General features: G+C 29.9%; 11 protein-coding genes. 8 read left to right on the forward strand and 3 right to left on the reverse strand.

Annotated features, from left to right (window positions below):
• The first annotated feature begins 12 nt into the window (after positions 1–12).
• The 5 genes from E6771_RS02700 (at position 13) to E6771_RS02720 (ending at position 7107) form a co-directional block, all read left to right on the forward strand.
• Positions 13–1254 (forward strand): MFS transporter, encoded by a 1242-nt coding sequence (locus E6771_RS02700; protein WP_316089520.1) that lies wholly within the window; start codon positions 13–15, stop codon positions 1252–1254.
• 35 nt (positions 1255–1289) lie between these two features.
• On the forward strand, positions 1290–2315 hold the full coding sequence (locus tag E6771_RS02705; RefSeq protein WP_316089521.1) for a nuclear transport factor 2 family protein: 1026 nt from the start codon (positions 1290–1292) through the stop codon (positions 2313–2315).
• Positions 2316–2703: 388 nt separating this feature from the next.
• A complete protein-coding gene (locus E6771_RS02710) occupies positions 2704–3504 on the forward strand; it encodes a MurR/RpiR family transcriptional regulator (RefSeq protein ID WP_316089522.1) in 801 nt (266 codons plus the stop codon).
• A gap of 165 nt (positions 3505–3669) precedes the next feature.
• Positions 3670–5541, forward strand: a complete 1872-nt coding sequence (locus E6771_RS02715) for a beta-glucoside-specific PTS transporter subunit IIABC (RefSeq protein ID WP_316089523.1) — start codon at positions 3670–3672, stop codon at positions 5539–5541.
• 96 nt (positions 5542–5637) lie between these two features.
• On the forward strand, positions 5638–7107 hold the full coding sequence (locus E6771_RS02720) for a glycoside hydrolase family 1 protein (protein ID WP_316089524.1): 1470 nt from the start codon (positions 5638–5640) through the stop codon (positions 7105–7107).
• A gap of 167 nt (positions 7108–7274) precedes the next feature.
• Here E6771_RS02720 and rpmA read toward each other — a convergent pair whose 3' ends face one another.
• Genes rpmA through rplU form a run of 3 tightly spaced genes read right to left on the reverse strand, consistent with a single transcriptional unit; the run spans position 7275 to position 8214 of the window.
• Entirely contained in the window at positions 7275–7559 is a 285-nt protein-coding gene (gene rpmA, locus E6771_RS02725; RefSeq protein WP_005978935.1) for a 50S ribosomal protein L27, read from the reverse strand.
• Positions 7560–7895 carry a ribosomal-processing cysteine protease Prp gene (locus tag E6771_RS02730; RefSeq protein ID WP_316089525.1) on the reverse strand — a complete coding sequence of 112 codons (336 nt, stop codon included), beginning with the start codon at positions 7893–7895 and terminating at the stop codon, positions 7560–7562. It lies immediately after the preceding gene.
• 7 nt (positions 7896–7902) lie between these two features.
• A complete protein-coding gene (gene rplU, locus E6771_RS02735; RefSeq protein WP_316089526.1) occupies positions 7903–8214 on the reverse strand; it encodes a 50S ribosomal protein L21 in 312 nt (103 codons plus the stop codon).
• 498 nt (positions 8215–8712) lie between these two features.
• On the opposite strand from rplU, the gene E6771_RS02740 reads away from it, so the two are divergent.
• From E6771_RS02740 to E6771_RS02750, 3 genes are read left to right on the forward strand one after another with little or no spacing between them, the layout of a single operon-like run.
• A complete protein-coding gene (locus E6771_RS02740) occupies positions 8713–9936 on the forward strand; it encodes a radical SAM protein (protein ID WP_316089528.1) in 1224 nt (407 codons plus the stop codon).
• 1 nt (position 9937) lies between these two features.
• Positions 9938–11269 (forward strand): radical SAM protein, encoded by a 1332-nt coding sequence (locus E6771_RS02745; RefSeq protein WP_316089529.1) that lies wholly within the window; start codon positions 9938–9940, stop codon positions 11267–11269.
• Positions 11244–12578: a radical SAM protein gene (locus tag E6771_RS02750; protein WP_316089530.1), complete on the forward strand. Its 1335-nt coding sequence runs from the start codon at positions 11244–11246 to the stop codon at positions 12576–12578. The genes E6771_RS02745 and E6771_RS02750 overlap by 26 nt, the downstream gene beginning before the upstream one ends.
• Positions 12579–12587 lie beyond the last annotated feature (9 nt).

Here is a 12587-nt window from a genome sequence, read left to right on the forward strand (position 1 = left end):
TGGGAGGATTATATGGAAAACAAGACTATTCATATGAGTGAACTATCACTTTTCAAAAGAATTACTGCTTATTTAGTAATTCTTATTGGCTATTTTTTTTACTGCTATAACTTTTCAGTAATTGATTATGTTAGACCATTTTTAGTAGAATTTTATGGAATGACACTAAATCAGACAGCTTTATTCTACACTGCTCAATCTTTAGGAGCTTTGATTGGAGCTTTTACTTGTGCATGGTTTGCTGAAAATTTTGGAAGAAAAAAACCCCTTATAATAATTACACTGTTAAATGGTGTAGGAACACTTATAAATATGGGAACAGCAAGTTTTCCAATATGGATGATTATGAGATTTATAATTGGAATTTCTCTAGGTGGATATTTCACAGTAGCTGTCTCAATAATGGTTGGATTATTTACTGGCAAAGTAAGAGCAAAAGTAGCAGCTATTGCTTCAAGTACTTTTTCTATTGCATTAATGGTAATGGGAACATATGCTGCTTTTCTTGGTGAAAAACATTGGGAAATGATATTAGCAGCAGGAGGAATTGCACCAGTAGTTTCAGCTATTTTAATGATATTTTTTGTTCCAGATGAAAAAAAGGTCATTCCTTTTGGAAAAGAAGAAAATAATAATTCTGAAACAATAAGAGAAATAAAAAAAGGAACTTGGGGTGAAATGTTTAGTTCAAAATACATAAGATTCACAATTTCTTGTATGCTTTTATCAGGTTTAAACTTTATTGGTTATCAATTTTTTAGTGGATTTGTAACTGTTTATCTTAGAGAAGTAAGATTATTTGATGCAACAACTATGGGATTTATATTTACTGCTACTTCTACAGGTTCTTGGCTTGGAGCATACTTCTGGGGAACATTTGCAGATAAATTTGGAAGAAAATTTGCAGGTGTTGGATTTATTCTATCAAGTTTAATGATTTGTTGTTATTTTATTGCACCAACAAATGCTAGAATACTTTCTCTCTTTGGATTTCTTTATGGCTTGGGATTATCATCAAGTGCTATTTGGGGTGGATATTTTACAGAATTATTTCCTGATCATTTAAGAAGTATGGGAGCTTCATTATTTCATGCTGGAAGAATAATAGCTCTATTTGCTCCTTCAATAGTTGTATGGGTTAGAAGTATCTCAAACTTACAAACAGCAATGTGGGGAGCACCTATTATATTTACCATTGCTGGATTTATCTGGTTATCGCTTCCAGAAACTTTAACTAGTAAATTAAAAAAATAATAGAATATCATATAATATTTCAAGGAGGATATAAAATGGCTAAATACCAAGAAGCAAAAAAAATAGTTAGAAATTATTTTGAAGCTATGGAAAATGCTACAATTGAAACAGTTGAAGCAATATTAAAAGAACACACAGATGAAAATTATAGTTGGAGAGGAGTATATCCATTCCGTGATTATATTAATGAAAATGATGGAACTAGTATAGTTGCAAAGAAATTTTGGATTCCGCTCATGACATCTGTTAACAATCTTCAAAGACGACAAGATATATTCATTGGTGGAACTAATGAAATCAGTGGAGAAATATGGGTAATGAGTATGGGACATTTAATGGGACTTTTCGATAAGGAATGGCTTGGAATAAAACCTACTGGAAAAATAATAAGTTTAAGATATGCTGAATTTAATTGTATTGAAAATGGAAAAATCTCAAAAACTGGAATGTTTATTGATTTAATAGGATTTATGCAGCAAGCAGGGATAAATCCACTTCCCCCATCAACTGGACAATATTTTGTATACCCTGGTCCTAGAAATCATAATGGTCTTTTATTTGAAGATGTTCCTGAACAGGAAGGAATTGATACACTGGCATTAGTAAATAAAATGGTAGATGACTTATCAGTATTAAATAAAAGTGGAGCAATGGGAATCACTCCGGATATACTAGAACCATCTTGGTCTAAAAGAATGATTTGGTATGGCCCTGCTGGAATCGGAGCTAGTTATACAATTCCCAGATATATTCAACAACATTCTCTCCCATTTAGAAGCAGTTTAACAGACAAAGTATTCAATGGACATGTTTGCAGATTTGCCGAAGGAAATTTTGCTTGTTTCTTTGGATGGCCTAATCTCTCAAATACTCCAATAGGTGGATTTTTAGGTTTACCTGGTGGAAAAGTTCGTGCTGATATGCAAGTTGTCGATGTATATTCTCGTGAAGGAAATAAATTAGCTGAAAATTGGGTATTTATAGATATTCCATTTTGGCTGAAACAGCAGGGATTAGATATTCTAGAACGTACTGCTAAAATAATGAACCCTAATTATTAAAATTATTTAAAGTCATATAATCTTTTGGTGTTGGAACCTTTTTAGTACCAACACCTATTTTTTATATTCAAGAGCAAAATACTTTCTTCAATAATCTTTTCATTAAAGATATATATTATTAAAACTTTACATACTTTTTTTCTTATTCTCCTAAATATACCAATACAAAAATATATTTCTACATACTACAAAATACCACACTAAAAATTGCAGAGGACTTTAGGCTCTCCAATATAAATGTTGACTTCTCCATCTTATAACTTTAGTTTTATTATTAGCAAGAGTAAGGTAATCTAGCATTTCTTGACATAATATAAAATATAATTTATACTTTATTAAATCATTAAATTTTTATTATAACAATATGGAAATATATTGGAGGAATAATATGGGGAATTTATTAAATAGACTTTTAATCATGTTGAATGATAATGATTTAGATTCTACAAATTATCACATTGCAATGACATTATTAATGAATTTTCATTCATTGCATAAGCTTTCTATTGGAGAAGTAGCAAAATTATGTAATGTGTCAAAGTCTACAATTTCTAAATTTATCAGGATTTTAAATTTTGAAGACTATGCAGATTTTAAAGCTTCAGCTTCCTTCAAGGAAAATAGATATGGTTATAATTTAAATTATAATCAAAATATAGCTGAATATATAGAAAAATATGGCTACAGCTCATATTTAAAATGTATTCAGCAGGATATAGATTCATTAAATGGAGAGGAAAATTTAAAAAATATAGAAAAACTGGCACAATATCTCATTCGTTACAAAAAAGTTGCAAGTTTTGGTTTGCTGTTTTCAGAAATTGGAGCTATTGATCTACAAATGAAATTAGCTTATAGTGGTAAATTTTTAATTACAAATTTAGATGATGTGAAACAAGATACATTTATTAGGAGAGCAGATGAAGAAACATTAATAATTATATATTCTAACTCTGGATTTTATCTGAAAAAATATCAACTATCTGAATTTCAAGAAGAAAAAGATTATTCAAGAACAAAAGCAAAGATTGTTTTGATAACTGGAAATGAAGGGATGAAAAATTATTCTGGTATTGATAATTGCATAGCCTTCCATCATAATTCAGAAATTCAAAGTCATTCTATAATTTATCCTTTGATAAATGATCATATTGTAAATAAATATCGTCAATTAATAAAAAATAAATAGTTTTATAGAAATAGTGTATTATATCGAATTAAATAATACACTATTTTTATTTTTTAATTATTAATAGCATATAGTTTCCAAAAAACGAACTTTTAAATACTGATAAAAAAGTATGCTATGATATGGCTATAAATTCAAAAAGTAAAATATTATGGAGGTTATAACATGGCGAAACAAAATTATGACCAATTAGCAAAAGAGATTGTATTTCTTATTGGTGGAGAGGATAATATAGCAAATTTGACTCATTGTGTAACTAGATTAAGATTTAAACTGAAAGATGAAATAAAAACTGATGAAAATAGTTTATCAAAACTTAAGGGAGTAATTTCAATAGTAAAAGGAAATGGTCAATTTCAAGTAGTAGTAGGAAATGCTGTAGAAGATATTTTTAATGCAATTCAAAAACAATATTCAATAGGAGAAACAGAAGCAAAAGAAGAGAAAAAAAGCGGAACTATATTTACACGAGCTTTAAATATGATGTCAGCAATTTTAAACCCAATTGTTATTGCTCTAGCAGGAGCTGGAATGATAAAAGCTCTTCTTGTTATTCTTACAACAACATTAGGAATATTAGATACAGGTGGAGGAACATACAAGATTTTGGCAGCAGCTGGAAACAGTGTATTTTACTTTTTACCATTATTTTTAGCTTATTCTTCTGCAAAAGCTTTTAAATGCAATCCATATATAGCACTAGCAATAGTGGCAACATTAATGGAGCCAAATTTTACAAAACTTATGTCAAAACCAGGTGATATAACATCATTTTTAGGAATTCCAGTAGTATTGATAGGATATTCTGGAAGTCTGGTTCCTGCCATTGTTTCTATTTTGATTTATTCTAAATTAGAAAAGATTTTAAAAAAATTTATTCCTAAAAATATAGAATTATTTGCTCTTTCATTTGTTGCTCTTCTCATAATGGTACCTCTTACTGTTATTGTAATTGGACCAATTGGTGTATACCTTGCAGATCAAGTAGGTAATTTAGTTAATTTTTTAAGTGTAAAAAATGGGCTATTAACAGGAGCCGTTATTGGAGCTGGCTGGACTTTTCTTGTAATGTTGGGAGTTCAGTGGGGTGTTGTCCCTATTATGATAAATAATATTTCAACATATGGTTATGATGTAATACGTCCTATGATAGCAGCAGCAACATTTGCCAGTGCAGGAGCTGCATTTGGAGTATTTTTGAAGGCAAAAAATAAAGAGAATAAAGCATACGCGCTTTCTGCTACAATTCCAGCTTTACTGGGAGGAATTACAGAGCCAATTGTGTATGGAATTTCTTTAAAATATAAGAAACCTTTTATAGCTCAAGTAATAGGTGGAGCGATAGCAGGTGGATTTATGGGAATGATGCATACTAAAGCTATCGTTTATGTATTTCCAGCATTGACTACCTTACCTGCATTTTTAGGAGAAACATTTATATATTATGTTATAGGAATTACGCTTGCATTTATAATAACAGCAGTAATAACTTTCTTTTTAGGAATAGATGAAAAAGATGATACAGAAATTCATGAAAAAAATAGCAGTAATACTGAAAATGAAGCTGAAGATATAATTATTAAATCTTGTATTGAGGGGGAAGCAATAAAACTCAGCAAAGTAAAAGATGAAGCTTTTGCATCAGAATATATTGGAAAAGGAGTGGGAATCATACCCCAAAAAGGGATACTTTATGCACCAGCTGATGGAGAAATTTCAACTGTATTTGTCACAGGACATGCAGTAGGGATGGTAACTGATAAAGAAGCAGAGATACTGATGCACATTGGAATTAATACAGTTGAAATGAATGGAGAAGGATTTGTAAAAAAGGTAAGGGATGGGCAGAAAGTAAAAGCAGGAGATATCTTGATAGAATTTGATATAGAAAAAATAATAAAAGCAGGATATGATACAACTACAATGATGGTAATTTCTAATAGTGAAGAATATTCTGATATAGAAGTATTAAATCTAGGTGAAGTAAAACAAAATAATGATATTTTAATAATCAGATCAGCTATTAAAAATCAATAAAATTTAAATAACTCTAACTTTAAGTTTTTGAGCATGACAAAATAAATTTATTGAATCTTTAAAATTTATACTTAATTTAAATTAGGAGGTAATTTTGTGAAAAAAAATATTTTTCCAGCAGATTTTTTGTGGGGAGGAGCTACTGCAGCGAATCAATGTGAAGGAGCTTGGAATATAGATGGAAAAGGAATATCTATTGCAGATTGTACTAGATTAAAAAAGAATGTTAATAAAAAAGATTATAAATCACTTCATGAAATTAAAAGTGAAGATATTGAACGTGCAATGGCTACAAATGATACTATTGAATATCCAAAGAGACATGGAATAGATTTTTATCATCACTATAAAGAGGATTTGGACTTATTTCAAGAAATGGGTTTTAAAACACTTAGGGTATCTATTCAGTGGACAAGAATATACCCAACAGGAATGGAAGAAGAAGCAAATGAAGCAGGATTAAAATTTTATGAAGAACTTTTCAAAGAAATGAAAAAAAGAAATATAGAACCACTTGTAACATTACATCACTATGAACTTCCACTATATATCTGCAATAATTTCCAAGGATGGTATCAACGTGAAATAATAGAGCTATTTTTAAAATTTTGTAAAACAGTTTATACAAGATATAAGGGGTTGGTAAAATATTGGCTTACATTTAATGAAATTGATAGCGTATTCAGACACCCTTTTACAACATTAGGAATGGTTCCTGACAGATTTCCAAAAGATAAATTTGAAGAAGTTGTATATCAATCGTTACATCATCAATTTGTGGCAAGCGCATTAGCAACAAAATATCTGTATGAGATAATACCAGAAGCTAAGATGGGATGTATGATTACTAAAACATTGTCTTATCCTGAAAATTGCCATCCTCAAAATGTTTTATTAGCCTTAAAGGATAATAGAAAAAATAATTTTTATTCAGATGTTCAGGTAAGAGGTGCTTATCCACAACACATAAAAAATGAATGGGAAAGGAATAACATTACAATCCATTTTGAAAAAGAAGATGAAGAAATCTTAAAAAAATATACTGTTGACTATGTAGCATTCAGTTATTATATGAGCAAAATTTCAAGTATAAATGAAGAGGGAAAAGAAAGAGTAAGTGGAAATATAAGTAGCAGTGTTAAAAATCCATATCTGGATATAACAGAGTGGGACTGGCAAATTGATCCTACAGGGTTAACAACTTCATTGATTGACTTGTATGACAGATATGAAAAACCTTTATTCATAGTAGAAAATGGGTTGGGATACAATGATACTATAGAAGCTGATGGAAGTATTCAGGATGATTATCGTATTCAATATTTTAAGGAGCATATTTCAGCTATTGCTGAAGCAATAGAAGAGGGAGTAAGGGTAATGGGATATACTCCATGGGGTTGCATTGATTTAATAAGTATGTCAACTTGCCAAATGAGTAAGCGTTATGGATTTATCTATGTAGATTTAGATGATGATGGAAATGGAAGCTATAAAAGATATAAAAAAAAGTCATTTGAATGGTATAAAGAAGTGATAACTACCAATGGAAACAATATTTTAGATTAAATAATATCATTATAGGAAGTCTGATATATTAGACTTCCTTTTTATCATTTTAAATATATAATACATTAAAATTTTCACTCTAGTTTTATTTCAATTTTCTTATTTTTTAAATAAAAAAATGAGAAGGCTTGATTTCTCCAGCTTCTCAATATTTTCATTAAATACTATTATTTTTCAGAGTAAATTGAAACTTGTTTTTTGTCTTTTCCAAGTCTTTCAAATTTTACATATCCATCAATTAGAGCAAATAAAGTATGGTCTTTTCCAACTCCCATATTATTTCCTGCATGAATAGCAGTTCCTCTTTGTCTAACTATGATGTTTCCAGCCTTAACAACTTCTCCATCATATTTTTTGATTCCAAGATATTTAGGATTTGAGTCTCTTCCGTTTTTAACAGAACCTTGCCCTTTTTTATGTGCAAATAATTGTATATTTAAAGTAAATTGCATCTATTTTTCCTCCTTCTCTACAAGCTTTACATTTTTAGGATATTCCTTTGATAAATTTTTAACCATTAAAGCCATGCTTTCTAAAAGAGTATCTAGTTCCCTTTCTTTACCTTTATTCTCCATTCCTCTCATATCTACTCTAAGATATCCATCAGAATTTATATCATATTTAGGTATCAGCTCAAGAACGTCTTGCATTCCCCCTAAAGGCATTTGTAATGCCATAGACAGTGCTGCACATACTATATCTTCTCCATATTCAGCATAGTTCGAATGACCAGTAGCTTTGTATCCCACAATTCTACCATTTTTTCTAAAAATTTCAACTCTTGTCATAATTTAATTAAGCGTTGATTGAAGTAACTTTGATCTCAGTAAATAACTGTCTGTGACCTTTTTTTCTGTGGTATCCTGTTTTTGGCTTGTATTTGAAGTTAACAACTTTAGTGCCTTTACCTTGAGCCACTACTTCTGCTACAACTTTAGCTCCATCAACTACAGGAGTTCCAACTTTTACAGTTTCTCCATTAGCTACTAAAAGAACTTCAGTTAATTCTACAGTTGCGTTAACTTCAGCATTTAATTTCTCTACTCTTAATACATCACCTTCTGCTACTTTGTACTGTTTACCACCAGTTTTTATAACTGCGTACATTTTAACACCTCCAAAAGTATTGCAATCGCTGGCCTAGGGTTGCTGATGACCCTTTCCAAGCGTAATCTACGGTAAAGTATATCATAATATATATGAAATGTCAATAAAAATAAGATATTTATTAAGCTTTGAAATAAAATATTTTCTTTTCTCAAAATTCACTTTTCTACTGCAAAAACTCTAAAGTTATATTTGGTTTATAAATTATCTTGACCCTATTCTTTAGAAAATTTACAATAAAAAAATCTCAATTAATAACAAAATTATTTATTTTTTTTATAATAATTATAGTCAAATAATATTGTTATACACATATTTTTAATAAAGACATCCTCATCCGTTGATTTTATCTAAAAATATTGCTCCTTATTTTTATAGAAAAAATATACTATAATAGAAATAAGAATTATTAAGGGAGGGATTGATATTTTAAAAATACTTTTCATACATGCATGGAATAAAACAGAAAAAGCATATAGAGGAATATTTTCCAAATTGATGACATATCCATCACTTACTCTGCCTACACTGGTATCATTAGTACCAAAAGATATAAAAACAGAAGTAGATGTTTGTGATGAAATATCTTACAAAGTAGATTATAATAAGAAAAAATATGATATTGTAATAATATCTTTTGACACTTCATCTAGTAAACAAGCATATATTCATTCAGAGGAATTTAAAAAAAGAGGTGCATATATTGTAATGGGGGGATATCATACCACTGCCATACCTGAAGAGGCATCAAAACACTGTAATACTATAATAATAGGAGCTGGAGAAATATCTCTTCCTAATTTTTTTTATGATTATCTAAAAGGAGAACCCCAAAAAATATATGATAATCAGAATATAGATATGAGCAAAATAAAAGTAATTCCAAGAGATGTGATAAAAAGCAGAAGATATATGAAAATACCCCCTGTAATAGCTGATAGAGGCTGTAACAACAAGTGCAGTTTTTGTGCTATAAGTGAAATGTGGAAAAGCAATCCCAGACCAGTAGAAAATGTAATTGAAGAGATAAAAAGCCTGAAAAGTAATAAAATAATTTTTTTTGATCCAAATTTCTTTTATCCTAAGGAATACTCTTTAAAGCTTATGAAAGAACTGGAAAAATTGAAGATAAAATGGGCAGGAAATGGTACAGCTGATGCTCCTTTTGATGATGAACTCATGGAGGCTGCTCAAAAAAGTGGTTGTTCAGGTATTCTTATAGGATTTGAGTCTCTCAAAGAAGAAACACTTAAAGGAGTGAATAAAAAGTTTTTTAATGTAGAAAGATATAAAGAGTGTGTAGAAAGAGCCCATAAATACAATATAGCAGTAAATGGCTGCTTTGTTTTAGGAATGGATGGCGATACTGAAGAAGACCTACTGACACTCCCTGAAAAGATAAATTATTTGGGAGTAGATATGGCAAGATTTGCCATCTTAACACCTTTACCAAATTCTGAATTATATAAAAAAATGGATAGTGATGGAAGAATAATTATAAAAGATTGGTCTAAATACACACAAAACAATACAATTTTTCTTCCTAAAAATATGTCTATGAATAGACTAGACGAAATCTACAAAGAGGTGTGGAAAAAAACTTACACATTTAAAAATATATGGTACAGGATAAAGAATTCTTCAAATAAAACTCTCATAGAAAAAATTATACTTCTTGGGGCAAATATAGGATTTAAATATCTAGGAATACAGGAAGATTAAAATGAAGATAACAGTGATAAGAGTAAATATGTTTGAAGAAAACAGCAATGATGCAATGAAGCCCCTCATATTTCCTATACTTGACAGTCTTACACCTAAAAGGGTGGAAATGATATTTTTTGATGACAGAATAGAACCACTCCCTGAAAAAATAGACTCAGATATAATTGTTTTTTCAGCAGAAACCTTTTCTATTAAAAGAGCATATATTTTGGCTAAGAAATATAAAAAAGATAATAATATTACTGTTATAGGAGGATTTCATTCTACTGTGATGCCAGAAGAAAGTGGATTATATTGTGATTGTGTTTTAGTAGGAGATGCTGAAGATACATGGAAAAAAATGATTGAAGACTATATGAAAGGAGAATTAAAAAAAAAATATATATCTGAATTCAGCAAAGAACTTGGATATATAGATTACTATCACAGAGCTTTTAAAGAAAAAAAATATCAACCAATAGGAGTAGTTCAGTTTTCCAGAGGATGTAAATTTGACTGTGATTTCTGCTCCATAAAATCAATGTATAAAGGAAATGTAAAGCAAAAGAAGTGGGATATAATAGAGAAGGAGCTGAAAAATTTTAAAGAAAAAATAATATTTTTTATTGATGATAATCTCCTTTATGACAGAGAAAGTTTTTTAAAATTTCTCCAGATAGTAAAGCCACTGAAAAAAAGATGGGCATGTCAAATAAGTATGGATATAGCCTTTCAAGATGATATTCTAAAAAAAATGCAGGAAAGTGGTTGTTTTCTAGTATTAATAGGCTTTGAATCTCTGAACACTCTCAATCTTCAACAGATGAACAAAAAAGCAAATCTTACAGTAAAAGATTATGACAGAGCAATCGAAAACATATATAAACATGGTTTACTTATATATGGTACTTTTATATTTGGATATGACTATGATACTTTGGAAAATGTAAGAGAAACAATAAGTTTTGCTCACAGACATAATTTTACAGTAGCAAACTTTAATCCTCTAATCCCCATGCCTGGAACAAAACTTTATGAAAGGCTGGATAAATCTCAGAGGTTATTATATAAAAAATGGTGGCTGGAGGAAGAATATTGCTATGGGGATACTGTATATCAACCTGCTGGGATGTCACCTGAAGATTTAAAAAATCTGTGTAAAGATGCTCGTTTTGAATTTTATAGTGTAAAGAATATATTTAAAAGACTGATAAGAAACAAACTTCATCTTTCTTTTAAAAATATGTGGATATATCTTTTGGTAAATATAGTTTCCAGAAGAGAAATTCATCAAAAACAAGGGAGGATACTAGGGGGAAGATGGAATGAAAATAACCTTGATAAAACCTAATATAGGAAAAAAAGGGGATAGTCTTTATGTAGATGAAGGAAGGATGGAGCCTCTTCAACTAGGAATACTTGCTGCCCTCACACCAAAAGATATAGATGTAGTGATGTATGATGACAGAATGGAACGGATACCCTATGATGAATATACCGACTTAGCAGTACTTACAGTGGAAACTTTTACTGCAAGGCGTGCTTATGAAATAGCTGAAGAATATAGAAGCAGAGGAGTAAAAACACTTATGGGAGGAATGCATGTGATGCTGATACCTGATGAAGTACAGGAATATTGTGATTCTATCATAGTGGGGGATGCTGAATCTGTATGGAAAGAAATGACAGAAGATTTAAAAATTGGAAAACTAAAGAAAAGATATAAAGGAAAGCAACTTCCTATACCTCAAGAAAATATCATCACAAGAAGAGATATTTTTGAAGGAAAGGGATATCTTCCTATAACCCTTATACAATTTTCCAGAGGGTGTAAATATAGATGTAACTTCTGTGCTTCAAGTGCATATTTTAAAAATAAACATTTCTGTAGAAGAGTGGAAGATGTGGTCACAGAAATAAAAAGTCAGAAAAGAAAGCTGATTTTTTTTGTGGATGATAATATAATAGCAAATTTTCAAAAAGCAAAGGATCTATTCAGAGCATTAATACCATTAAAAATAAAATGGGTAAGTCAAGGCAGTATGGATATGCTTTATGATGATGAATTAATGGAACTCATGGTAAAAAGTGGATGTCTGGGACTAGTAATAGGATTTGAATCAATAAATGAAGAAAATCTTAAAAATATGAACAAGGGTTCTAATAGGCAAAAAAAATTTGATAAGTACAAAAGAGAGATAGAAATATTAAGAAAATGGGGACTTCAAACATGGGCAGCATTCACAGTAGGACATGATGAAGATACTGTAGAAAGTATAAAGGAAACCTGTAGATTTGCTATTGAAAATAAATTTTGTTTTGCAGCATATAATATTTTAATGCCCTATCCAGGAACACCTCTTTATGAAAAACTAAAAGAAGAAGGAAGACTTCTCTATGATGGAAAATGGTGGCTTCATGACGAGTATAGATTCAATTATGCAGCTATTCTTCCTAAAAATATGACACCTGATGAATTGACAGAAGTTTCCTTTTGGTGTCGTAAAGAATTTAACAGTCCTCTTTCCATATTCAGCAGAGCTTTTGACTTCAAAACAAATATGAGAACACCATACAGATTTTTTACATATCTTATCTACAATCCACTTTTCAGAAAAGAAGTATATAAAAAACAGGGAATGAAATTTGGAAATAAATAGAGGAGACCA

The organism is Fusobacterium sp., assembly GCF_032477075.1.
In the GTDB taxonomy this organism is placed as follows: Bacteria; Fusobacteriota; Fusobacteriia; order Fusobacteriales; family Fusobacteriaceae; genus Fusobacterium_A.